This window comes from Lentzea guizhouensis (assembly GCF_001701025.1).
Classification (GTDB): domain Bacteria; phylum Actinomycetota; class Actinomycetes; order Mycobacteriales; family Pseudonocardiaceae; genus Lentzea; species Lentzea guizhouensis.
In genome coordinates this window covers 8,744,063-8,768,397 of the sequence record NZ_CP016793.1, presented here as the reverse complement: position 1 = coordinate 8,768,397, position 24,335 = coordinate 8,744,063, and the positions used below count along the sequence as shown (strand labels likewise).

18 protein-coding genes and 1 pseudogene are annotated in these 24,335 nt (G+C 71.8%); 12 read left to right on the top strand and 7 right to left on the bottom strand.

Annotation, left to right across the window (positions count from 1 at the left end; translation table 11 throughout):
• Positions 1-183 precede the first annotated feature (183 nt).
• On the bottom strand, positions 184-918 hold the full coding sequence (locus BBK82_RS41705; RefSeq protein ID WP_065919842.1) for a D-Ala-D-Ala carboxypeptidase family metallohydrolase: 735 nt from the start codon (positions 916-918) through the stop codon (positions 184-186).
• An 82-nt stretch (positions 919-1,000) separates the two neighbouring features.
• Complete coding sequence (locus BBK82_RS41700; RefSeq protein ID WP_065921791.1) at positions 1,001-2,446, bottom strand: GMC family oxidoreductase; 1,446 nt, start codon at positions 2,444-2,446, stop codon at positions 1,001-1,003.
• Between the two features lie 152 nt (positions 2,447-2,598).
• Here BBK82_RS41700 and BBK82_RS57055 point away from each other — a divergent pair.
• The 7 genes and pseudogenes from BBK82_RS57055 to BBK82_RS41680 all read left to right on the top strand — a co-directional run.
• Positions 2,599-2,781 (top strand): annotated as a pseudogene (locus tag BBK82_RS57055) (ATP-binding protein); the annotation flags it as partial.
• A 2,104-nt stretch (positions 2,782-4,885) separates the two neighbouring features.
• Positions 4,886-5,224, top strand: coding sequence for a helix-turn-helix domain-containing protein (locus BBK82_RS57050; RefSeq protein WP_418287548.1), 339 nt, complete (start codon positions 4,886-4,888; stop codon positions 5,222-5,224).
• The gene (locus tag BBK82_RS57045; RefSeq protein ID WP_418287546.1) at positions 5,221-7,596 is read left to right on the top strand and encodes an ATP-binding protein; all 2,376 of its coding nucleotides are present in this window, start codon (positions 5,221-5,223) and stop codon (positions 7,594-7,596) included. Before BBK82_RS57050 ends, BBK82_RS57045 begins: the two co-directional genes overlap by 4 nt.
• 31 nt (positions 7,597-7,627) lie before the next feature.
• Complete coding sequence (locus BBK82_RS41690; protein WP_065919840.1) at positions 7,628-9,736, top strand: AAA family ATPase; 2,109 nt, start codon at positions 7,628-7,630, stop codon at positions 9,734-9,736.
• Positions 9,737-9,739: 3 nt separating this feature from the next.
• Entirely contained in the window at positions 9,740-11,911 is a 2,172-nt protein-coding gene (locus tag BBK82_RS52115; protein ID WP_065919839.1) for an ATP-binding protein, read from the top strand.
• Positions 11,869-12,027 carry a LuxR C-terminal-related transcriptional regulator gene (locus BBK82_RS52110; protein WP_170068053.1) on the top strand — a complete coding sequence of 53 codons (159 nt, stop codon included), beginning with the start codon at positions 11,869-11,871 and terminating at the stop codon, positions 12,025-12,027. Before BBK82_RS52115 ends, BBK82_RS52110 begins: the two co-directional genes overlap by 43 nt.
• Positions 12,028-12,505: 478 nt before the next feature.
• Complete coding sequence (locus BBK82_RS41680; RefSeq protein ID WP_154697819.1) at positions 12,506-13,699, top strand: MFS transporter; 1,194 nt, start codon at positions 12,506-12,508, stop codon at positions 13,697-13,699.
• On the opposite strand, the gene BBK82_RS41675 is transcribed toward BBK82_RS41680, so the two are convergent.
• Positions 13,696-13,950 carry a hypothetical protein gene (locus BBK82_RS41675; protein ID WP_154697818.1) on the bottom strand — a complete coding sequence of 85 codons (255 nt, stop codon included), beginning with the start codon at positions 13,948-13,950 and terminating at the stop codon, positions 13,696-13,698. The two genes, BBK82_RS41680 and BBK82_RS41675, sit on opposite strands and share 4 nt — an antisense overlap.
• A gap of 92 nt (positions 13,951-14,042) precedes the next feature.
• Here BBK82_RS41675 and BBK82_RS41670 point away from each other — a divergent pair, with 92 nt between their 5' ends.
• On the top strand, positions 14,043-14,333 hold the full coding sequence (locus BBK82_RS41670) for a LuxR C-terminal-related transcriptional regulator (RefSeq protein ID WP_065921789.1): 291 nt from the start codon (positions 14,043-14,045) through the stop codon (positions 14,331-14,333).
• 23 nt (positions 14,334-14,356) lie between these two features.
• Here the strand turns inward: BBK82_RS41670 and ispG are convergent, their stop codons facing one another.
• The 3 genes from ispG to ispH are packed head-to-tail and all read right to left on the bottom strand — an operon-like array spanning position 14,357 to position 18,258.
• Positions 14,357-15,481, bottom strand: coding sequence for a flavodoxin-dependent (E)-4-hydroxy-3-methylbut-2-enyl-diphosphate synthase (ispG, locus tag BBK82_RS41665; RefSeq protein ID WP_065919837.1), 1,125 nt, complete (start codon positions 15,479-15,481; stop codon positions 14,357-14,359).
• Positions 15,478-17,268 (bottom strand): 1-deoxy-D-xylulose-5-phosphate synthase, encoded by a 1,791-nt coding sequence (locus BBK82_RS41660; protein ID WP_065919836.1) that lies wholly within the window; start codon positions 17,266-17,268, stop codon positions 15,478-15,480. Before BBK82_RS41660 ends, ispG begins: the two co-directional genes overlap by 4 nt.
• A gap of 15 nt (positions 17,269-17,283) precedes the next feature.
• Positions 17,284-18,258 (bottom strand): 4-hydroxy-3-methylbut-2-enyl diphosphate reductase, encoded by a 975-nt coding sequence (gene ispH, locus BBK82_RS41655; protein ID WP_065919835.1) that lies wholly within the window; start codon positions 18,256-18,258, stop codon positions 17,284-17,286.
• Between the two features lie 349 nt (positions 18,259-18,607).
• Between ispH and BBK82_RS41650 the strand changes: the two genes are divergently transcribed.
• Both BBK82_RS41650 and BBK82_RS41645 read left to right on the top strand, forming a co-directional pair.
• A complete protein-coding gene (locus BBK82_RS41650) occupies positions 18,608-19,507 on the top strand; it encodes an SAM-dependent methyltransferase (protein WP_237047871.1) in 900 nt (299 codons plus the stop codon).
• An 88-nt stretch (positions 19,508-19,595) separates the two neighbouring features.
• Positions 19,596-20,426 carry a methyltransferase domain-containing protein gene (locus tag BBK82_RS41645; RefSeq protein ID WP_065919834.1) on the top strand — a complete coding sequence of 277 codons (831 nt, stop codon included), beginning with the start codon at positions 19,596-19,598 and terminating at the stop codon, positions 20,424-20,426.
• 88 nt (positions 20,427-20,514) lie between these two features.
• On the opposite strand, the gene BBK82_RS41640 is transcribed toward BBK82_RS41645, so the two are convergent.
• A complete protein-coding gene (locus tag BBK82_RS41640) occupies positions 20,515-21,732 on the bottom strand; it encodes a cytochrome P450 (protein WP_218920502.1) in 1,218 nt (405 codons plus the stop codon).
• 366 nt (positions 21,733-22,098) lie between these two features.
• On the opposite strand from BBK82_RS41640, the gene BBK82_RS41635 reads away from it, so the two are divergent.
• Positions 22,099-23,136 (top strand): polyprenyl synthetase family protein, encoded by a 1,038-nt coding sequence (locus BBK82_RS41635; RefSeq protein WP_083268556.1) that lies wholly within the window; start codon positions 22,099-22,101, stop codon positions 23,134-23,136.
• A 119-nt stretch (positions 23,137-23,255) separates the two neighbouring features.
• On the top strand, positions 23,256-24,329 hold the full coding sequence (locus BBK82_RS41630) for a cytochrome P450 (protein WP_237047870.1): 1,074 nt from the start codon (positions 23,256-23,258) through the stop codon (positions 24,327-24,329).
• The last annotated feature ends 6 nt before the right edge of the window (positions 24,330-24,335 follow it).

Here is a 24,335-nt window from a genome sequence, read left to right as displayed (position 1 = left end):
CGTCCGCTGTGAACCCGCCATGTCTGGCACCGTCCCGTCCTCCCCCGAACGCCCGGTACGTGCTCGTTCCACAGGATGACGCAGCGCCCCGCCCGCCAGTTCCACTCAGATCGCAAATGGTCCGTACAGACCAACGGCGTTCCCCCGAAACGATCAGGGGAACGCCGTCGGGGCCCGAGGAGCCTAGGACACGCCGCAGCTCGGCGCGGACCAGAAGCGGTTGGAGCGGTGGGCGACGTGCACGTGGTCGTTGTGACCCGTGTAGCCCGGCCCGAGGATCTCGCTGAAGCCGTGGTTGCGGGCCTGCTTGGCCAACGCGCAGAAGCCCTGCGGGCCGGCTCCCAGGTCGACGGCGTCGCCGTACAGGTGGCGGCTGTTGGTCGCGCCGCCGACCGCGTTGTTGCACGCGACGCTGCGGAAGCCGCCGTTGACGTCGATCGGCCTGTCACCCATCGCGTGCCGCATGGCCTGCAGCTTCCACATGGACACGAGGGCGTTGGCGCGGGCGGTCGCGGCGGAGACGTTGCCGCCCGACCAGGTGGAGTTGCAGTTGTTGAGCTCGTCGTAGGAGAAGTTGACCGGCGTGCAGTCGTTGTCCTGCAACGCGTAGATCTTCGCGAACGTCGCGGAGCCGGCGATGCCGTCCGCTGCCAGGCCGTAGGCCTGCTGGAACCGGGTCACGGCCGCCTTGGTGGCCGGCCCGAACTGCCCGTCGAGACCCAGAACGCCGCCGTAGCCGGGGTAGCCGGCCACGCGGATCTGCAACTGGCGAACGTCGTCGCCCGACGCTCCTTCGGAAAGCGTGCGTCCCCAGGTGTAACAGGCATCGGCCGCACCGATGTCCGTCTGAGCCGCGGCGGGCGCGACGCCGACGCCGAGGAGCAGAGCGAGCACCGGTAAGACGTAGCGGAGTTTCATGACAAAGCGCACCTTTCGATCACAGGGAGGTGCAGCGTGTCGAGAACCGACCGCCTTTGTCAATGACCCACGAACTGAACCCTTAGTTAGGTGAAGAGGAACCATCCGGCGGTACCGCCGAGCCGTTGACCAGGCTCGCCGCCCGTTCGGCGATCGCGATCACCGTCGCGTACGTGTTCGCCGACGGGATCCGCGGGATCACCGAGGCGTCCGCGACCCGCAACCCGTCGAGTCCGTGCACGCGCAGGTCTTCGTCCACCACCGACATCTCGTCCGTGCCCAGCTTGCAGGTGCCGACGTAGTGGAAGTAGGTCGCCGTGGTCGCCCGGACGTACTCCTCGCCGACCGGCTCCACGTCCTGGCCACGCCACGGTTTCAACGCCTCCGCCGCGCCGATCTCGTGCACCAGCCGCATTCCCCTCACCATCGCGGTCATGTCCCGCGCATCGGTGAGGTACCGCGGCTCCAGCGCGATGCCGGAGCCGGTCAGGCGAAGCCGCCCACGGCTGTGCGGAGTCATCAGCGAAAGCGTGACGACGTAACCGTTCTCGCCCGTCGGTGACAGGCAGGACTGCAGATCCGGTGCGTCCAGAGCGGGGTCGCTGCGCAGCATCCCGACCACCTCGACGTTGTTGTACGAGCTCGCCGGAACCGGCTGCGCGCTGCCGTGCGCCACGTAGGTGAGGGGGTGGTCGTGCAGGTTCTCGCCGACGCCGGGCAGGTCCGCCACGAGCTCGACGTCCACGTCACGCAGGTGGTCAGCCGGGCCGATCCCGCTCTGCAGCAGCAACTGTGCGGTCCCGACGGCGCCCGCGCACAGCACCACCTCGCCGGCCGAGGCGTGGATCCGCTGTCCGCCAACGACGTACTCGACCCCGGTGGCCCGGCGGCCGTCGAACACCACGCGCTGCACCAACGCGTCCGTCAGGACGTGCAGGTTGGGCTGGGAACGCAGGTAGGCATCGGCGGCGCTTTGCCTGGCGCCGTCGACGATGTTCAGGTCGACCCAGCCGACGCCCTCTTCCAGGCCGCCGCTGATGTCGGAAGCACGTCGATGCCCCACCTCCACGGCGGCTTCCACGAACGCCGCCGCCGTCGGGTGCCGGTGCTCGGCCGGAGCGACCCGCAGGGGGCCGCCGACACCGCGCAGGGAAGGATCGCGGGTGGGAGCGTGTTCACTGCGCCGGAAGAACGGCAGCAGGTCGTCGAACTCCCAGCCCGCGCCCCAGTCGTAGCTGCTCCGGTGACCGCGGGCGAAGATCATCCCGTTGATGGCCGAGGAGCCGCCGAGCGCTTTGCCGCGTGGCCACGGCAGGGCCCGGCCGAGCTCCGGTTCGGGCAGAGTCGTGTCCTGCCAGGCGGATTCGGTGCCCAGCAGGGAGAGCCAGTTGTTCGGCGTGGTGGTCACCGGGGTGGCGCTGCCCGCCTCCAGCAGCAGCACGCTGACGGTGGCGTCCTCGGCCAGCCGGGCGGCGACCACGCAGCCCGCGCTCCCACCGCCCACGACGATGTAGTCGTAACCGCTCATGATCGCGAGGCTACCGCGATCACGCAGTGCCGGTTCCCTGTTGAGACGCCCCGGGAGGTAGTTGGCCGAGCCGGGTTGCACCGGTCGTCCCGGCTGCGGAAAGGTGCGGGACGAACGCGGATGGTGACGAGTCCTGCGGCGATCGAGGAGCGGTGGTGTCTGACCTGGTCGGCCGGGAGGCGGAGTGCGAGAACATCGTCCGCCTGGCCCGGACCAGCCGGGACGCCGGTGCGCACCTCGTGCTGGTGCGCGGGCCGAAGGGGATCGGCAAGAGCACTCTGCTGACCGCGGTGAGGCGAAGACTCGAGCCGGACGTGACGGTGTTGTCCGGGCTCATCGGGAACCTGGACACCACGCAGGACGACTACGCCGTGATGTGCGAGCTGTACCGGACGGCGGTGCACCTGATGGCGGACCGCCCGCTCGTCATCCTGCACGACGCGAACACCTGCGACGACCGAGCCTCGCGGTCGATCGGCTTCCTGCTGCGCAGGGCCGCTGAGCTGCCGCTGGTGGTCGTGCTGGCCGGAACCGGACAGGTGGACCTCGCCGGCGTCGTCCCCACGATCACCGTCGAGCTCGGCCCACTGTCCACTCAGGACGTAGCGGTCCTGGTGGAACGGGCGTTCGGCCGCCGTCCCGACCCGTCGTTCGCGGAGACCTGCGGCACGGTCACCGGCGGCAACCCGTTGCGGCTGACCACGTTGCTGACGTCGTTGCGGGCGGCCGGCACCATCCCGGACGCGAGCGGCGTGGAACAGGTGCGGGAACTCGGCCGTCAGCTCCTCACCAGCCGCCTGCAGGACCTGGTCGGCGAGCCGGAGCACGTCCACGACGTGGCCCGCGCGGTCGCCGTGCTCGCCCCCGCCGACACGCGCACGGTGGGCAGGTTCCTGCAGCTGCCGGAACCGTTCGTCACGAGCGCGGTGGAAACGTTGCGCCGCAACGAAGTGCTGGCCGCCGGCGAACTGGAGTTCCGGCACGAGGACATCGCCGGTGCGGTGCTGGCCGCCGTGCCGACCGCGTCGTTGACCGAACTGCGGCACCGCGCCGCGACGGTGCTCAACGACGAGGGCCGCCCGGCCGAGGAGGTCGCCGGTCAGCTCGTGCGGCTGCCGGACCTGCCGGAGGACTGGATGTGCTGGACCCTGCGGGAAGCCGCGGCGGCCGCCGTCCGGCGAGGAGCGCTCGACGCGGCGGAGCGGTACCTGACCCGCGTGCTCGACGAGGTTCCCGGCGACCAGGACACGCTGGTGGACCTGGCGGACGTGCTGGTGATGACGGGGCCCGCCACCGCGTTGCCCCGCCTGACCGAGGTCGTCGACCAGCTGGCGGACACCGGCGACAAGGTCAAGATCCTGTGCCGGGTCGGGTTGATGGCGCTCGCGGACACGTGGTCGGAAGCCGCGTTCGACCGGCTCGCCGGAATCCTCGACGAGGGGGCGAACGCCGAGGTCGACAGCGAGTTGCTGCTGCAGGTGCACGCCGCTCTGCTGACCGTGGGACTGGGGGGCGAACCGGCGGCCACCGGGCGGCTGCTCGCCCGGTATCGGCTGGCACCCCGCCAGACGCCGGACACCGCGTCCGGACGGTTGATCGCCGGCGTGGCCGCCCACGCCGAGATGCTCGCCGGTGAGTGCGTCCGGTCGGCGGTCGACCTGGCGAGGCTGGGCCTGGTTCCCGCGGCGGAGGTGCACACGGGTCCCGCGGTGACCGCCGCGGCGGTGCTGGGCCTGTGCGGTGAGCAGGCGGAGGCGTTGGCGGCGCTGGAACGGCTGGTCACCACGAGCGGCGAGGACGGCGCGCTCGACTTCCACGTGCTGGCGCTGGCCATCAAGGCGGACCTGCTCGACCGGGCCGGTGATCTCACGCAGGCCCACGCCGCCGCGCAGGCCGCGGTGGAGGTGGTCGACCGGGCGGCGACACCGGTGGAGGCCGCGCCGCCCAACGCGACCATGGCGTCGATCCTGCTCAAGCAAGGCAGGGTCGACGAGGCCGAGGACCACCTGGACCGGATCGCGGAGCCGCCGTTCGGCTGGGCGTACGGACCTGTGATGGTCACGAAGGCCGCCGCACGTAGGGCCCGCGGCGATCTCCCAGGCGCGCTGGACCTCCTGCTCGACTGCGGGCGGCAGCTGACGTCCGCAGGCGTGCGGAACCCGGTGTGGGCACCGTGGTGGCTGGACGCCCTGTGCCTGCTGGTGCAACTGGACCGGCGCGGGGAGGCCGTCGAGCTCGCCGAGTTCGGGGCCGAGCGGGCCCGGCGGTGGAACACGGTCGAAGCGCGCGGGCTCAGCCTGATGGCCTGCGGAACGGTCGCCACCGGGACGATGGCGGCGGAGTTGCTGGAGGCCGCGGTCGCGGAGCTCGCCGAGTCCTCCGCCCGGCCGCTGCACACCCGCGCGGTGCGGCTGCTGGGCGCGTCCCGGCTGGCGGACGGTGACGCCAAGGGAGCCCGCGAGCACCTGCGGGCCGCGGTCACCTGGCCATCCGCCAGGGAGATCGCGCGGCGGCCGAGGCGAGGGACCTGCTCGTCCTGGCCGGTGGCCGCATGCCGAGGCTGGGGCGGGACCGGCGGACGCGCTCAGCGGCCGGGAGCGGCGGGTCGCCGAGCGGGCCGCGGCCGGTGCGTCCAACCGGGAGATCGCCGAGGAGCTGTTCGTGACGGTCCGCACGGTCGAGAGCCACCTGTCCAACGTGTACCGCAAGCTCGGGGTCGAGCTGCGCACCGACCTGCCGGCCGCGCTCACGACCAGCCTGCGCACCACCAGGGCATGACGGGCATCCAGGTCATCGCGACGGCACTCCGGCTCGCCCAGTCCGGAGTGGGCACGCTGGTGGTGCTCCGCGGACCGCTCGGCTGCGGCAGGACGACGGTGGCGCAGGACGCGAAACGGGTGGCCGAGAGCCTGGGCATCCGGGTGCTGCGGGCGTGCGGAGCCTGGCAGGAACGGGACTTCCCGTTCGGCGTGGTGCACCAGCTCTCCGGTTCGGCAGCGGGTGATCTGGCCGAGGTGCTGGTCGCGGCCGGCCCGGTCCTGGTCGTGGTGGACGACCTGCAGTGGGCTGACGACGAGTCGTTGCGCGCGCTCGCGCGTTCGACCGGCCTGCTGGACCGGACTCCGGTGGTGCTGGTCGTCTGCGTCCGCGACGGCGAGGTGGGGTCCGGCTCGGCTCTCGTGGACCAGGTCGTGCGCCGGGCTGATCACGTCGTCGCGCTGCAACGTCCTTTCCTCACCCGGGATTCCAAGCAGAAGCTCGTCACCTGCCTGCGCGGGCAGCCTTACCCAGTGCGCTCTGTGCTGAACGCGATGGCAGTCCTGGGCGATGACTCGGACGACGAACTGATCGCGCCGCTCGCGGAGGTCGACGAAATCGGCTGCACGACCGCACTTCACGCTGCGGAACGGCTCGGGCTCGTCGACCGGGCACCACCGCGGTTCGTCCACCACGTCGTGCGCGAGGCGGTCGAGGACACCATGGCGCCGGCCGACCAGGCCCGGCTGCAGGCCAGGGCCGTCCGGCTGCTGCACGACGTCGGCAGGCCCGCCGAGGCCGTGGCGGACCGGCTGCTGGCGATCACGGTCGCCCAAGGGCCGTGGGCCGTCGAGGTCCTGCGCACGGCAGCCGCGTCGGCGGTGGAACGCGGTGCGCCGCGGGCCGCCGTGGAGTACCTCCGGCGTGCGCTGTTCGAACAACCCCGGGCCGGTTGGCGGCGGGCGGCGTTGCTCGTCGAACTGGCCGACGCCGAGCGTGGTGCCGACCGTGCCGCCGCAGCCGTGCACCTCGCGGTCGCGGCCGGGATGGTCACCACCACAGAGGAACGTGCCGCGATCGCCGCGAGGTTCGTGCCGGGAGCCCTGGTCGAAGCACCTCCCGCGGTGCGGGAACTGGTCAAGGGGATCGGCGACGTGCCGGGCGACCTCGCCCTGCGGATCGAAGCACGGGCCCACTACGTCGACTGCATGGCGCCGAGGAGGTCCGCGCGATGCGTCGACCGGCTGGGAGAAGGCCCGGACACCTCATCGACGACGAGCGCGGGACGCGAGTTGCTGGCCGTACAGCTGCACTGCGCGACGACAGCCGCGAAGTGGCGTGCCGATGACGTCGCGGCGGCCGCACAACGGTTGCTCGCCGACGCACCACCTCGGCCGGACCACGTCCACACGCCGATCGCGACCCTGGTGACCACGTTGTGCGCGGCGGACTCGCTGGACGCCGTCTCCGCCTGGCTGGACAACGCGGTGGAACGGGCGCACGCCACGAACGCCGTCGCGGAGCAGACCCTCATCGAGGCCGAACAGGTGCTGGTGCTGCTGCACCGCGGCCGGACCGCTGTGGCCCGCACCCTCGCGGACGACATCCTCGCCACAACGGGACCCATCGCCTCCGAGGCGCTGGTGGCGCTCGCCTCCCTCGCCTGCGAGACCCAGGACGAGCACCTCGTCGGCCGGCTCCTCCCGCTGCTCAAGGAGAGGACGACCACCCCGGCGCCGGCCGTCGCGCACCGGATGCTGTGCGGCGCGGCGGCGGTGGCGGCCGCCGACCTCCGGGCCGGGCTCGCCCACTTCCAGGACGCCGGCAGCCACCTGGAGGAGCTCGGCTGGCGCAACCCCGTGCTGTACCCGTGGCGGGCGGAGGCGGCCCGGATCCTGTGGCGCCTGGGCGATGTCACGGCGGCACGGGAGCTGGCCGCGCACCAGCACGCGCTCGCGGTGGCGTGGGGTGCGCCGGCCGGTGTCGGCAAGGCCTTGTGCCACCTCGGGTCCATGACCGAGGGGGACACCGGTGTGGCGCTGCTGCGGCAGGCCGTGCGGGTGCTCGAAGGCTCGGCCAACCGGTTCGAACTGGCCAGGGCGCTGTGGCAGCTGGGCACGCGGACGGGGGACCGGGAGAGCCTGGACCGCTCCTCGGCGGTGGCCGTCGAGTGCGGGGAGAGCCCGCTGGTCGCACGGGAGGAGCCTGCCGGGCGCGGTGATCTGACGGGCGCGCAGCACCGTGTCGTCGAGCTCGCGCTGGCAGGCCGGTCCAACCAGGAGATCGCCGACCTGATGCGGGTGGGCGTCCGGGTCGTGGAGAAGCACCTGACCAACGCCTACCGCAAGCTCGGTGTGCAGGGCCGCAACGGGTTGGCGGCGGCGTTTCGTTGACGTCTCATATGGGAGCAAATAGCCTCACCGCGTGCCCAGGAGGATCAGCGAACAGGAACTCCTCACCGAGCTCCTGGGCGGCCTGCGTCGCGGTGGTGGAGTCGTGTTCGAGGTGACCGGGTCGCCGGGTTCCGGTCGTACGGCGGTGCTGCGGCGAGTCGCCGACCAGATCACGGGTCAGGGCATCCGCGCAGTCGCTGCCCGCGCCGCTGTGGAGTCCGATGTGGACGCTGTCGTGCTCACCGACGTCCTGGCTGAACTCGGAGCCGAGGCGGACGGGTCGACAGCCGCGCTGTGCCGCGTGGTGCTCGACGCCGCGCCGCTGGTGCTCCTGGTCGACGACGCGCAGTGGCTGGACGAGCGCTCGACCGGCTCGCTCCGCGCGGTGCTGCGCAGGATCCACCGGGCCCCGGTCGCGGTGGTCCTGGCCACCGCCGGACTCGGCACGGCGGCGGAGGACGTGCTCGCCGAGCTGGCCGAGGACGACTCGGTCACCGCACCGCCCTGGTACCTCGTCGACCTGCCCGAGTCCGTTGTGGACGATGAACGGATCGCGCGGACCCTGCACCTGGTCTCCGAGCCCGACATGAGGTTGCTGCGGGTCATGGCGGTGTGCGGCGGGCGCTTCGAGTCGTCCCTGGTGCACGGCCTTGCGGAGCTGGACCACGTGGACCGGGCCATGACGAGGTTGCGCGGCCTCGGCCTGGTCGCGACCGACGAGCCGAGCCTGGCCGACGGCGTGACCCGTGCCGTGCTCGCCACGATGAGCGGTGACCAGCGCGACCGGTTGCGCTCCGATGCGGCGGTGCTCGGTCACCAGGCCGTGCTCGGGTTCGACCGGATGAGTGCCCTCCTGGTCGAGGCGCCACCGGTCGGCACGGCGTGGGCCCGGCTGGTGCTCCAGCGGGAAGCTCGGGTGCTGGCCGGAGCCGGGAGGACGGCGGAGGCGGCCCGGCTGCTGGTCCGCGCGCTGAGCGAGCCCGCGGACACCGCGACCCGTGCGGAGGTGCTGATCCAGCTCGCGCAGTGCGAGCTCGACCACGCGCCGGAGGCGGCGGACCGGCGCCTGGTCCAGGTCCTGCACCTGACCGGCCCCGGGATGTCCGGCCCACGGCTGCGGGCGGCGGACGCGCTGGCCTGCCGGGAACGTTCCGGCGTGGCCAGGCGTGCCATCGAGACCGCGCTCGCACATCCGCACCTGGCCGAGTTCGAACAGGAGGCGTTGCGGGGCCTGCACTGCTACGCCGTGAGCGTCACCGGTGAGCCCGACGAACTCGGTTTTCCCGCTGTACCGGCACTTCCGGACCAGCTCGCCGACCCGGTGCGCCAGGGGGTCGCCGCCTGGCGACTGGCCCGTGGCGCTCGTGGCGGAGCGGTGGAGCTGGCGGCCAGGGCCCTGGCCGTGCGCGGTCCCGGCCCGCTGACACCGCGCCTGGCCGCGGCTGAGGCGTTGACCTGGGCGGGCGAGTACGAGACCGCGCTGGCCGGCATCAACGCCGTTCTGGTGGACGGCCGCCGGTACGGCTCCCGGGCGGCTGTCGTCGAGGCGATGCTGCAGCGCTGTTCGGTGCGGTTGCGGCAACGGCGGATCGTCGAGGCGGCGGAGGAGCTGGCCGCCGTGGAGGCAGAACTGCCGCGCGACAGCTGGACTCCGTTCCTCCGAGCGCGGCACATGGTGCTGGAGGTGGTGCTGCTGCTCGCGGCCGGGTTGACCGACGACGCGCGTGAGGCGTTGGTCCGCGAGACGGCGACCGGCGCCGCACACGGTCTGACGCACGCCTGGCGGCTCTTCGCACAGGGGCTGGTCGAGCTGGTGCCGGAACCCGCGACCGCGGCTCGGACGTTCGTCGACTGCGGCCGCTGGCTGCGGGACGCGGGTGTGGTCAACCCCGCTGTGCTGCCGTGGCGGTTGCTCGCGGCGGTCGGGTGGCGCGCTGCGGGCGAGGTCGCACACGCCGACGCCCTGATCGCCGAGACCCACGACCTGGCCGTGCGGTGGGGTGTTCCCGCGGTGCTGCGGGAGAGCCAGGAGTTCGCGGACTTGGCGCGCGGCGTGCCGGCGGGGGAGGCGGCCGGAGCGGTCGTGGCGGGGTTGTTCCCCGGCCTCCTCGCCAGGCACCCCGTGGCCGTCGGGAGCTGACCGGTGGTCGACGGGATGGACGACCTGGTGCGGGCCGGAGCTGGCGCGTTCGTGACGGTGCGAGGGCCGCTGGGCGCGGGGAAGTCCGCCCTGCTGCGGGAGTTCGCCGTGCGGGCGGAGAACGCCGGGGCGGTCGTGCTGCGCGCGAGCGGGGCACTCGCCGAACGCGACTGGGACCTCGGGGTGGCCGACCAGCTCCGGCCCGTACCGGCCGGTTTCGTCGTCATCGTGGTGGACGACCTGCAGTGGGCCGACGGGTCGTCCGTGCGGTGGTTGGCCGACATCGCCGCGCGCGCCCTGGTGGTGGCCGCTGTCCGGGACGGCGAGCCGAGCGCCGGGATCACCCTTCCCGGCACCGAGGTGCGGTTGCCGCCGGTGTCACCGGCCGGGTGGTCGCAGCGTCGGCTCACCGACTGCCTGAGCCGCCAGCCCGAACCGGTGCGGGAGCTGGCCAAGGCGATGGCCGTGCTCGGTGAGCCGGCGGAGAGCGGCCTGGTCACCGAACTCGCCGGGCTCGACGACGGGATCGCCACTGCGGTGCGAAATCTCAGCGCACTGGGACTCGTCACCGCGCAGGGGAACTTCGTCGATCCGGCGGTGGGGGACGCCGTGCTCGCCACGATGACGACCGCGGAACACGACACTTGGCACGCCGCGGCCGCCACGCTGCTGCACGACCGCGGCTGTCCGGCCGAGGACGTCGCCGACCACCTCGTGGCGACCAGATCGGTTCTCCCCGAGTGGGGAACCGAGGTGCTCCGAGCCGCCGCGCTGCGCCGGCGACCGTTGCGGTACCTGCGCCGGGCGGTGGCGGAGCCAGGACCCGACCGCGCCGGGCTGCTGGTCGAGCTGGCCGTCGCCGAAAGTACGACCGACAGCGTGCGGGCCCTGCAACACCTCAGCTACGCGATCCAGCTGCACGAGTCGCCCCGCGATCGGGTCGCGGCCGTGCTCCGGATGCCGCTCACCGCATGGGGAGCCGTGCCACCGCTGGCGCGGGACGTCATCAGCGACGTCGAACGGGACGTGCGTCAACTCGGCGACCCCGACCTGGTGCTGCGGGTCGAGGCACGGACGCGCTACGCGGGCCACACGAACCTCACCGACCTCACCGACGCCACCACGCGGCTCCGGGAACTCGGGCCGAAACCGGACACAGCCGACACAGCGGAACGAGAACTGCTCACGGTGTTGACCTTCTCGGCGGCTCTGGTGGCACGCACACCCGCGCCAGGGGTGGCGGCGTTGGCCGGTCGTCTGCTCGGCCACGCACCGCCGAACGCCGGCCAGACCGAGATGACCCAGTTGCTCGTGCAGACCCTGTGCGCGGCCGACTCCCCGGCCCGAGCGGCCACCTGGACGGACCGCGCGCCGGCGACCGACGACCAGGCGAGGCTCTGGGTGAGCAAGGCGCTCGTCGCCGTCCACCAGGGCGACGTCGGGCGGGCGAGGCTCATGGCGAAGAACGTGCTCCAGCACGACCAGGCCACCCTCGGTGCGAACGCCGTGCTCGCCCTGGCCGTGGTGGCGCTCAAGACCCAGGACGAGCAGCTGGCCGAATGCCTGCTGTCGAGGTCAGCCGAGGTGGCGAACCCCGGTACCGCGGCTGTGTTCGACCTGCTGCGCGGCGCGGCTGCCAGGGGCGATGCCGCACGTGGCCGGTACGCCCTGACGGAGGCGGGCCGTCAGCTCGACCGGCTGGGCTGGCACAACGTCGTGCTCTTCCCGTGGCGCACCGCGGCGGTCCGGCTGCACCAGCAGGCCGGCGACACCGACGCGGCCAGAGCTCTCGCCGAGGAGGACCACGAACGCGCGGCCGAGTGGGGTGCCCCCGCCGGTGTCGGCCGGACCCTGCGCGTGCTCGGCGGGCTGACCGGGGGAGCCGAGGGCGTGGACCTGCTGCACGCGGCCGAGAACGTCCTGGCGACCTCGGCCGACCGGCTGGAACGCGCCGCACCCACCTGGCGCTGGGACTGCGGCTGCGCGACCGGTACGAGCAGGCCGCCGCCGACCACCTGCGCCGCTGCCGCGACCTCGCCGCCGCCTGCGGTGACCAGCGCCTCGCCCGGCAGGCGGGTTCCCACCTGCGCGGCGAGGTCCGCCACGCCGAGCTCACCCGCACCGAACGGCGGGTGGTCGCGCTCGCGGTGGCCGGCCGGTCGAACCAGGAGATAGCGCAGTTGCTGGCGGTGAGCATCAGAGCTGTCGAGAAACACCTGACGAACTCCTACCGCAAGCTCGGCGTCCTGCGCCGCGCCGACCTGGCCGGCGCGCTGAACCACACCTTCTAGTCGAGTTGTGCAACCGCACCTTCGCGCCGCTGTGAATGTGTTTGAATTCCGGTCTCACAGATCGCGGCGAACTGGTTTGTCTCAACCGGTGGCCCTGCCCGCACTTCTCCACCGGGCCGTATCAATTGGCCCGTACCTTCGGGCAACGACATCTCACCTCGACCGCCCCTCCGCACCCCCGAACCACAGTGTTAGCGGCCCCGAGGGGCCGGATGTTGACCGGGGTCTGAGGTCTTTCGTAGCGTCGAGCCCAGTCAGGATTCGGCATTCTGCAGGCGGAAACGGCGCGACCACGTCCTTTGTGGACGGTAAAACCGCCGGGCGGCGGGACTCGGTGTGGCTGCCTCGGTGACCGCGAGCCCGTTCTGTGCCCGGTTGCCGGGCGACCTGGTCCTCCGGTGCAGGCGGAAGCCGATCGTGACGCTGCGGTGAGAACACGGGTGTTCGACCGAACCCGACGAGTGGAGGACTGGTTCTCGTGAGTGGATCCAACCGGTGGGTTGTGCTCATCGGCTCGTTCGTCGCCTACATGTTCGACGCGTTGGAGATCCTGCTGCTGTCGTTCGCGTTGCCGGCGATCCGTGCCGATCTGGGCTTGACGACGACACAGGGAGGTCTGCTCGCCACGGCGACGCTGCTCGGCATCGGGGTGAGCAGCGTGACCGTCGGGTGGCTCGCCGACAACTACGGCCGCAAGCGGGCGCTGATGCTGTCCCTCGCGGTGTTCGGCGTGTTCACCGCCGCGATCCTGGTGGTCCCGAGCTTCACGCTGTTCGTGGTCCTGCGGTTCCTGGCCGGCATGGGGCTCGGCGGGGTGTGGGGCGTGGTGTCCGCCTACGTGGTCGAGACCTGGCCCGCCGCGCAACGAGGGCGGGCGGTCGCGTTCGTGCTCAGCTCGTTCCCGGTCGGCGGGGTGGTCGCCGCGCTGATGTCCGGTGCGCTGCTGCCGAACTGGCGCCTGCTGTTCTTCCTCGGCGGCGTCGGCGTGGTGGTCCCGCTGGTCATCGTCGGGGTGTTCTTCCGCGAGTCGGCCGAGTGGGCCCGGCAGAAGACCACGCCGGTCAAGGTGACCGAGATCTTCGCCCCCGAGCTGCGCAGGCGCACGCTGCTCGGTGCGGTCGTGGCCGGGTTCGCGATGTTCGGTGCCTGGGGCGCGTCCACCTGGCTGCCGACCTACCTGCAGGTCGACAAGGGCGTTCCCGGCCCGACGGTCGCGATGTTCCTGCTGGTGCTCAACCTCGGCATGTTCGTCGGCTACAACGTCTTCGGCCTGATCGCCGACCGGATCGGCCACAAGTACGCGCTGGTCCTGTCGCTGGCCGGGGTGGCGCTGACCCTGCCGCTGTACGTGGTCGCGGCCGACCGCACGGCGTTGCTGTGGCTGGGCCCGATGTTCGCCTTCTTCGCGGCCTACGCCGGCATCTTCGGCGTGTACCTGGGCGAGCTGTTCCCGACCAGGGTGCGGACCACCGGTGCCGGGTTCTGCTACAACATCGCGCGCGGTGTGTCCGCGTTCGCCCCGCTCACGCTGGGCGTGCTGGCGACCGGTTCCGGGCTCGGCGCCGGACTGCTGGTGTGCGCGGGCTTCATGGCCTGTGCGGCACTGGCCATGACCCTCCTGCCCGACCTGCGCCGCACGACGACGCCACAACCGCAGGCCGTGCACGGCTAGCCCTCCGCGGGGCCGGTGGCCCACAGGTAGCTGCGCACCGAGAGCGACGCGGCCCGCATGGTCGCCCGGATGCGGTCGAGGTCCTCGCGTTCGACCTCGCCGCGGTCCACGGTGTGCAGCACCTGCCTGGCCGCCTCCAGCAGGCACAGCACCGCGTCCAGCTGCGCGCTGGCCGGGAGCCCGCTCAGGTCCTCGTGCAAGGTTTTGATCACCGCATCCGCCGCCGCCGGCGCCGCGGTGTCACGTGTCAACGTTGTCACCGTCGGCCCTCAACGCAGTTCCACTGTGGACACAAGACTGGATCTCCTCCCCGGACCGGATTCACGCCGAACGGATGGGTGTCATGTACAACGGGCAGAACGACATGCAGAACTGCACGCACCGCCACCAGGACTGCTACACGCTCAGCTCCGTCCAGGCCAAGATCCTGGAGGGGGTCGCGGCCGGCTTCTCCAGCGGGCGGCTGTCGAGGGAGCTGTACCTCAGCTCGAAGACGATCGACTACCACGTCCGCGTGATGTCCGACAAGCTGCAGGCGCCGAACCGGGTCGCGCTGGTGTCGCGGGCGTTCGTGCTGGAGATCCTGCGCACGGACTCGTGGCCCCCTCGGGTCGCGTGCGACACCGTGGACTGACGCGCGGGGACGGGTGTGGCCGGTCATGCCTCGACGTCCACACCCATCTCCTCGGCGATGCGGACCGCCTCGGCCAGCAGGGTCTCCACGATCTGCGACTCGGGAACCGTGCGGATCACCTCTCCCTTGACGAAGATCTGGCCCTTGCCGTTGCCGGAGGCCACGCCGAGGTCGGCCTCGCGGGCCTCGCCGGGCCCGTTGACGACGCAGCCCATCACCGCCACCCGCAACGGCACCGGGAACCCCTCCAGCGCCGCGGTGACCTGTTCGGCCAGGGTGTGCACGTCGACCTGGGCCCGCCCGCAGGACGGGCACGACACGATGTCGAGCCCCCGCGGCCGCAGCCCGAGCGACTCCAGGATCTGGTTGCCCACCTTGACCTCCTCCACCGGCGGTGCGGACAGCGACACCCGGATGGTGTCGCCGATGCCCTCCGCCAGCAAGGCGCCGAACGCCACGGACGACTTGATGGTGCCCTGGAACCGCGGTCCCGCCTCGGTGACGCCGAGGTGCAGCGGGTAGTCGCACCGGGCGGCGAGCCTGCGGTACGCCTCGATCATCACCACCGGGTCGTGGTGCTTCACCGAGATCTTCAGGTCGGTGTAGCCGTGCTCCTCGAACAACGAGCACTCCCACAACGCCGACTCGACCAGCGCCTCCGGGGTGACACCGCCGTGCTTGTCGAGCAGCCGCTTGTCCAGCGACCCGGCGTTGACGCCGATCCTGATCGGGATGCCCGCGTCGCCCGCCGCACGGGCGATGGCGCCGACCTGGTCGTCGAACTGGCGGATGTTGCCGGGGTTGACCCGCACCGCGGCGCAGCCGGCGTCGATCGCGGCGAACACGTACTTCGGCTGGAAGTGGATGTCGGCGATCACCGGGATCTGCGACTTGCGGGCGATCGCCGGCAGCGCGGCCGCGTCGTCCGCCGACGGCACGGCGACCCGGACGATCTCGCAGCCGGCCGCGGTGAGCTCGGCGATCTGCTGCAGGGTGGCGTCGACGTCCGCGGTGGGCGTGGTCGTCATCGACTGCACCGACACCGGCGCGTCACCGCCGACCGGCACACCGCCCACCATGATCTTGCGGGAGGTCCGCCGCGTGGCCACCGTCAGCGGAACCGCGGGCATGCCGAGGTTGACGGTCATCGTTCGTCTCCTGACAGGACGGACCAGGGGTCGTCGACCGGCGTGAGCAGCTCCACCACGGAGCGGGAGATGTCCTGCGCGGTCAGCCCGCAGGCGGCGAGCACCTCGGCGCGGGAGCCGTGGCTGAGGAACCGCCGGGGGATGCCGAACTCCCGCAACGGCGTGGGAACGTCGTCGTCCCGCAACGACTGCCCGATCGCGGAACCGACACCACCGACACGGCTGTTGTCCTCGACCGTGATCGCGAGCCGGTGACGGCGGGCCAGGCCGGCCAGCGCGGGGTTGACCGGGGTGACCCAGCGCGGGTCCACCACCGTCACCCCGATGCCCTGCGCCAGCAAGGTCTCCGCGACCGTGAGCGCGAGGCCCGCCAGCGCGCCGACCGCGATGACCAGCACGTCCAGCGAACCGGAACGGCACAGCACGTCCATCCCGTCGAACCTGGCGACGGCAGGCAGGTCGTCACCGACCGGCCCCTTGGGGAACCGCAGCAGCGTCGGACCCTCCTGCCACGCCACCGCCTCCTCCAGCAGCTCGGCCAGCCGGGTGCCGTCGCGCGGCGCCGCGATCCGCAGCCCCGGCACCACCTGCAGCACCGACAGGTCCCACATGCCGTTGTGGCTCGGCCCGTCGTCGCCGGTCACCCCGGACCGGTCGAGCACGAACGTCACCGGGCGGCGGTGCAGCGCGACGTCCATGAGCAGCTGGTCGAGCGCGCGGTTGACGAACGTGGAGTAGATGGCCACCACCGGGTGCACGCCGCCCATGGACAGCCCGGCGGCCATCGTGACCGCGTGCTGCTCGGCGATGCCGACGTCGATCACCCGATCAGGATGCTTGCGCTGCAACGGCAGCAGGCCGGTCGGCTCGGCCATCGCGGCCGTGATCGCCACCAGGTCGGCGCGCCGCTCGGCCAGCTCGACCAGCTTCTCGCCGAACACCGACGTGAACGACGGGGGAGACGCCTTCAACGCCAGCCCGGTGTCCGGGTCCATCGGTTTGACGGCGTGCCCCAGGTCGAGCTCGTTGCCCTCGGTGTGCGGGAAGCCCTTGCCCTTGGCCGTGATCACGTGCACGACCACCGGCCCGTCCAGCGCGACGGCACGGCGCAGGGCGTCTTGGACCGCGCGGATGTCGTGCCCGTCGACCGGGCCGACGTACAGGAGCCCGAGCTGTTCGAACACGTTCGGCCCGTGCCCGGTGCGCAGGTCGGCCAGGTGCTCGGCCAGCCCGCCGACGGTCGGCGCGTAGGAGCGCTGGTTGTCGTTCAGCACGATCACGAGCGGCCGCTCGGGCCCGCCCGCGATGTTGTTGAGCGCCTCCCACGCCATGCCGCCGGTCATCGCGCCGTCGCCGATGACCGCGACGGTCGCCCGGTCGCGCCGGCCGAGGTGGGAGTCGGCGCGCGCCAGACCGTCCGCGTAGGACAGTGCGGTCGACGCGTGCGAGTTCTCCACCAGGTCGTGCTCGGACTCCTCCTGCGACGGATAACCGGACACGCCACCGGTCCTGCGCAGCCGGTCGAACCCGGCCTGCCGGCCGGTCAGGATCTTGTGCACGTACGACTGGTGGCCGGTGTCCCACAGCAGCCGGTCGCGCGGCGAGTTGAAGACGGTGTGCAGTGCGATGGTCAGCTCCACCACGCCGAGGTTGGGCCCGAGGTGGCCTCCGGAGGCCGAGACCCGGTCGACCAGGAACGCGCGGATCTCCCCGGCGAGCCGCACGAGCTCGTCGGTGGTCAGCTCACGCAGCCGCGCCGGGTCGTGCACGGTTTCCAGCAGCGCCATGTCGAACAGAGCTCCTCACCGGGTCCGGTCTCGATCGGTCACGGCACCGTCCGCCACTCCGGTCAGCCGCGCGGGCGGGGAGAACACGACGTCCTCGGTCGCCACCCGGTGCACGGCGACGTCGCCGTACCCGAGCGAGGCGAGCCGGTCCACCAGCTCGTCGACGAGGACCTCCGGCGCGCTCGCCCCCGCGCTCACACCGACGGTGTTCACGCCGGCCAGCCACGCGGGGTCGAAGTGGGTCACGTCCGGCACCAGCTCGGCCCTGCCGCCGAGCCTGCGCGCCACCTCGACCATCCGGATCGAGTTGCTGGAGTTCGTGGAACCGACCACCAGCACCAGGTCGCACCTGTCCACGACAGCACGGATGCCGTCCTGGCGGTTCTGGCTGGCGAAGCAGATGTCGTCGGTGGCGGGCCCGCGCAGGTCGGTGAACCTGCGCTGCAGCACGGCGATGATGTCCCTGGTCTCGTCCACGGACAGGGTGGTCTGGGTCAGGTAGGCGACCGGTGCGTCCGCCGGCAGGTCCAGCGCCTCCGCGTCGGCGGCCGTCTCGATGATGATCGTCTGGTCGGGGGCGTGCCCGAAGGTGCCCTCGACCTCCTCGTGGTCCGCGTGCCCGACGAGCAGCAACGTCCGCCCGTCCCGCGCGAACCGGCGTGCCTCCTGGTGCACCTTGGCCACCAGGGGACAGGTCGCGTCGAGCACGTCGAGCCCGCGCGCCTCCGCGTTCTGCCGCACCTGCGGGGAGACGCCGTGCGCGGAGAAGACGCACAGCGCGCCCTCGGGCACCTCCTGCTCGGAGTCGACGAACACGACACCGCGGCGCTGGAACTCGCGCACCACGTGGTGGTTGTGGACGATCTCCTTGCGGACGTAGATCGGCGCGCCGTGCTGTTCCAGCGCGAGGTCGATGATCGCTATCGCCCGGCGCACCCCGGCACACAAACTCCGCGGCTCGGCGAGCAGGACCTGCTTACCGCCACTCATTCTGACTCCGTTCCGCGCCGGTGGTGGAAACCGGGTCGCACCGCAGGAAGTCCCGCCGGCGCCGGCGCAACAGCCGGACTTGAACACGGCCGAGGTGCCGCACACGGCAGTCACCCAATCCGGAGAATAGTCCCCGACGGGCATTGTGCTGCGGTCGTTTGGGGTTTTTCCCAAAGTCGGAGCTGCTCGCGCCGCGTCGTTGACACTGTCCGGGGACGTCCTCCAGGATGGAATCCGATAGCCGCCACCCCAATTCAGGGGCGAGTCAGGATTCCTGATCGCGAGTGCGGCTCTGAATTTCGAACGAGTCGCTGCTTGCGCAGGAATCCGAAGCCCTGGAGAAGTGACCGTGTCAAATCTTTCAAGCACGCCGCTGGCAGAGCTGGACCCCCAGGACGAGGTACGGGTAGTCGGCCAGTACTACGACGCCAAGACGGCCAAGCTCGTGCGCAAGTACGGGCCCGGCCCCCGGATCCACTACCACGTGGGGTACTACCCGAACTCCGAGACGCCTGCGCGCGCCGACGACACGGCGGAGACCATCCGCCACAGCATCCGGCTGCACCAGGAGGGTCTGCTGCGGTACGCGGCCAAGATCTGGGGCGCGGAACACCGGTTGTCGGGGAAGGTCCTGGACGTCGGCTGCGGTCTCGGCGGCGGCTCGCTCTTCTGGGCGCAGGAGTACGGCGCCGACGTCACCGCGGTCACCAACGCGCCGGAACACGCGCCGGTGGTCGAGGGGTTCGCGCGCGAATGCGGCCTGGACGGCAAGGTCAAGGCGCTGGTGTGCGACGCGAACCGGCTCACCGTGGACGACGGCCCGTACGACGCGGCGGTCGCGATCGAGAGCAGCGGCTACTTCAACCGCCCCCAGTGGTTCGAGCGCCTGTCGCACGTGATCCGCCCCGGCGGCAGCGTCTGCATCGAAGAGGTGTTCCTCACCCGCCCGCACGGCGCGGACGTGTGGGCCGAGTACTTCTACTGCAAGCCGGCCACGGTGCAGGACTACGCCGCTGCCGCGCGGGCCGCGGGTTTCGAGCTGGTCGACGAGGTGGACGCCACGGCGGAGACCCAGCCGTTCTGGGACGAGAGCGCCGCCTGGACGCAGGCGGTGCTGGACAACGACACCAGCCTGTCCGCGGTCGAGCGCAGGCAGATGAGGATCTCGCTGCTGGCGAACCAGGCGCAGGGCGCCGAATGGCGAGCGGGAGGCCTGCAGCTCGGTTTCCTGCGCTTCGAGAAGAAGTGACCTTCCAGTTCACGCGGGCGCTCGGCCGGGGTTGCCCGGCCGGGCGCCGTCGTCTGCCCGCCCCTTCCACAACCACCCGGAGTTCTCCATGACGATCGAGCAGTCTCCCGCCCCCGGCGACGTCGCCGACGTGTACGACGGGATCGGTCAGATCTACGGTTCCACCTGGGGCCCCAACTACCACTACGGCTACTGGGACGACGACGACGACCAGAGCTCCATCGAGGTCGCCACCGACCGGCTGACCGACATGATGATCTCGGGCCTGGCCGCGCAGCCCGGCCAGCGGGTGCTGGACGTCGGCTGCGGCTGCGGCCACCCCGCGCTGCGGCTCGCCCGCACCGCCGGCGTGCACGTCGTGGGCATCTCCGTCAGCCACGTCCAGGTGCAGCAGGCCAACGAGGCCGCGGCCGAGGCCGGGCTCGCCGACCAGGCCACGTTCCAGTTCACCGACGCGATGGACATGTCCTTCCCGGACGCCTCGTTCGACGCGGCCTGGGCGTTCGAGTCGATGTGGCACATGCCCGACCGCGGCCGGGTGCTCTCCGAGATCGCCCGCGTCCTGCGTCCCGGCGGCCGCCTCGCCATCGCGGACGTCATCGAGCGCGGCCCGGTCAGCCCGGAGGGGCGCGAGGTGCTGGACCACATCTGCGCGAACTACGCGGTGAAGTCGCTGGGCACCATCGACGAGTACCGGGAGTCGCTGGCCGCCAACGGTTTCGTCGACGTGGAGATCCGCGACATCACCGACAACTGCGCCCGCACCACCGCGCTCATGGCCGACGGCGTGGAGACCCAGTTCGACAAGCTGGCCGAGCTGGTCGGCCAGGAACAGGCCGCCTCGCTGATCGACTACATGCGCCGGGCCGCGGCGGCGCCGGAGAGCGGTTACCTCATCCTGACCGCGACCAAGGGCTGACCTGCGGCTCCTGCGACGAAGGCCCGGTGAGCGAGTGCTCACCGGGCCTTTTCGGCTTCCGGCCGGCCCGCAAAGGGCCGGCCGGCACTCACTGCCGAACCTGCAGCTCCGTCAACGCGCGCAGCGGGAACACCGGCCGGTGCCGCGGCGGCAGGCCCGGCGCCAGCGCCAACCCGGCATCCTGGCCGCGACGGCCTGCACCGCGACCTCCAGCTCCGCGGGCGAACCCGGCGCCGAGGCAGAAGTGGATGCCGTGCCCGAACGCCAGGTGCGAGGCGGAACCGCTGCCGGGGCTGAACGCGGCCGGGCACGCGTGGGCCCGGCTGTCCCGCCCGGCCGCCCCGTACAGCAGGAGCAGCCTGGTGCCCTCGCTCAGGTGCACGCCGCCGACCACCACGTCCCTGGTCGCCGTCCGGTACATGCCGGCCAGCGGGCTGTCGAACCGCAGGCCCTCCTCGACGAGGTCGCGGGTGGCGATCGTGCCGTCGACGACCGCGGCCCAGCCGCCGGGGGAGCGCAGCTGCTGGTACATGATCGTGCCCAGCGCCTCGGCACACGTCATGTGCCCGGCGAAGATCAGGGTCGGGATCTGCACGGCGACCTCGGCGGCGGTGAGCGTGTTGCCCGCCCTGCCCTCGTGCAGCAGCTCGCTGATCAGGTCGTCCTGCGGTGAGGTCAGCCGCTCCTGAGCGAGCTCGCGGGCGAACGCGCCGAACTCCACCAGCCCGCGGGCGTGGGCCCGGAGCAGCTCGGGATCGGTGTCGTGCTGCAGCATCATCAGCTCGATGCGCTGCTCGGACCACAGCCGGCAGCGGTCGAGGTAGGAGTCGGGAACCCCGAGGCGCCGGCACATCACCTCGAGGGCGTACGGGACGGCGAAGCCCGAGATGAAGTCGAACTCCGCGTCGGCGGCGACCTTCTCGGCGAGGTCGGACGCGATCTGCCGCATCGTGGGTTCGAACGCCCTGACCTTGGCCGGGGTGAACCCGATGTTGAGGACCTCGCGGATCCGGCCGTGCTCCGGCGGGTCGAGCGAGCCGACGGCCACGGCACCGGCGCCGCGCCAGGTGCGGAACATCTGGCTCACGTCGTCGGGCAGCGCCACCTTGGGCCGCGGGTTGTGGTCGCGCGCCGAGAAGCTCCGGTCGTCCTTCAGCACGGCGACCATGTCCTCGCGCCGGGTGACGCACCACGCGTCGAGCAGAGGGGCGTAGAACACCGGCTCCGCGTCCGCGACGCCGGCCAGGAACGAGTACGGGTCGTCGCGGTGTGCGCCGTAAGGGTCGAACGGCCTGCCTTCGCGCAATTTCGGAGAATCGGCCGATACAGCCATTTCGCCTCTCCAGCTTTCGGGGAACCGATGCGCGGCATTTACTGGGCTCGTGCCCGGGACACGTCACGTCGGGGTACGCCCAGCAGCCACCAATCCGCAGAATAGTCCAGTCCGGGCATTACGCCGTCCTCTTTGGGGTTTTTCCCAAACTCGAACGCGTCCACCCCGCGTCGTTGACACGGCCGGAGAGGGTCGCGCAGGATGTTGATCGGAACCACCGCCCGATTTCCCGGCACAGCACGCGAGATTCACCGCGGACCGGGAGTTGCGTGCGCATTGACCTTCGCTGCAGCGACGAGTTCTCGGTGTTCAGTTCGCGACCGCCGGAGGAGAATCCCGATGAGCACACTCGACACCTCGTCGACCGGGCCGGCCGCCCTCCTCTCGCCCGCGGCGGTGCGGTCGGCGGTGTTGCCCGTCGTGCGGCAGCAGGTCTCCGCGCTGGAACCGACCCTGGCCCGCGTCTGCTGCTACCACCTCGGCTTCACCGACGAGCGCGGTGAGCCCAGCGGTGCGGCGAGCGGCAAGCTGACCCGCGCCGCGCTGATGACCGCGGCCGCACAGGGTCTCGGCCTGCGGCCGGAGGACGTCCGGACCCCGGCGGCGGCACTGGAGCTGTTGCACAACTCGACGCTGGTCCACGACGACATCATCGACGCGGACGAGCTGCGCCGCGGCCGTCCCGCCGCGTGGAAGGTGTTCGGCGCCGAGCTGGCCATCCTCGCCGGGGATGCCCTGCAGGCACTCAGCATCCAGCTGGTCGTCGACGACCCCGGTCCCGGCCGCGCGGAGATCTCCAGCGCGTTCGCCGAAGCCACCCGCCTGGTGCTGGCCGGCCAGTCCCGCGAGTTCACCGTCCGGCTGGGCGCCGGCGCCGGTGTCGCCGAGTACGAGCGGATCGTGGAGGAGAAGACCTCCGCGCTGCTGCAGTGCGCACTCGTGACGCCCGCGCTGCGAGCGGGTGCTTCCGACCACGTCCTGGCCGCCCTGCGCGGTGCCGGCCGGCACCTGGGCCTCGCCTTCCAGATCGCCAACGACGTCGAGGACATCTGGGGCGACCCGGCGGTGACCGGCAAGCCCGTGCGCGGCGACATCCAGCGGCGCAACCCGTCCTTTCCCGTGCTGGCGGGCATTTCCGCCGCCGGTCCGGTGAGCGACCGGCTGCGTGAGCTGTGGGAGGCCGACGGCACCTCCGAGGCGCACCTGCGGGAGATGGCCGGGCTCGTCGAGGAGTCCGGCGGCCGGCGCACGGCCGAGAAGACGTCCCGCGGTCACCTCGACACGGCGCTGGAGCACCTCGGACGAGCCGAGCTGTTCCCGGCCGCGACCGCGGAGCTCACCGCCTTGTTCGACCGCATCGTCAACCGCACGGCGTGACCCGTGACTCCCGGAGGTCGTCAGTGAGCACCCCGGTTCAACTGCCTCTCGAGCAGGCGAACGTGCTGCAACTCGCGCCAGGAATGCGCGAGCTCCAATCCCGGGGCACCGTCCACCGGGTGCGCACCCAGCAGGGTGGGCAGGCGTGGCTGGTCACCGGTCACGCCGAGGTGCGGCAGCTGCTCGACGACGACCGGCTCAGCCGCTCGAACCCCGATCCCGCGGCCCCGCAGGACGGCGGGTCGGCGTTGCTCGCGACCCTGCTCGGCGATCTCGCCACCGACCACCCGCGGATGCGCGCGTTGCTGGACCCGCACTTCTCCGCGGAGCGGATGCAGGCGGTGCGGCCCCAGGTCGAGAAGCTGTGCGCGCAGCTGCTGGACGAGCTGGCCGCGCGGCAGCCACCGGTGGACCTGCGCGCGGTGCTGGCGACGGAGCTGCCGGTGCTGGTGATGTGCGACTGGCTGGGCGTTCCCCAGCAGGACGCCGGCCGGTTCGGATCGTGGATCCAGGACGCGGCGAACGTCGCGGACCCGGTGCGCGCCAAGCAGGGCCTGGGCGGGTTGTTCGGCTACTGCAAGCAGCTCGTCGCCGCCAAGCGCGAAAACCCCGGTGACGACGCGATCTCCCGCCTCGTCGCGACCGAGGGCATCACCGACGACGAGGTACTCGGCCTGACCGCGTTGTTGTTGTTTGGCGGCTACGAGACCACGGTGGCGCGAATCGGCACCTGCGTTCTGCTGCTGCTGTCCGAACCCGAGCAGTGGCAGGCGTTGTGCGACGACCCCGGTCTCATCCCCGGCGCCGTGGACGAGACCCTGCGCCGGTCGATGCCGAACCCGCACAACGGCGGCATGCCCCGGTACGCGGTGACGGACTTCGAGATCGGCGGCGTCACGATCCGGGCAGGAGACTTCGTCCTGCTGAACACCATCGCGGCCAACCACGACGAGGCGGCCTTCGCCGAGCCCGACCGGGTCGACGTCACCCGCGACACCGCGGCCAGCCTCGCGTTCGGGCACGGCGCGCACCACTGCGCGGGCGCGGCGCTGGCGCGGATGCAGCTGCGGGTGGTGCTCACCCAGCTCGTCGCGCGCTTCCCGGGCCTGCGCCTGGCCGTCGGGGTGGACGCTCTGAGGTTGCGCCACGACACGCTGATCGGCGGGCTGGTCGAACTCCCGGTGACCTGGTGATTGGGA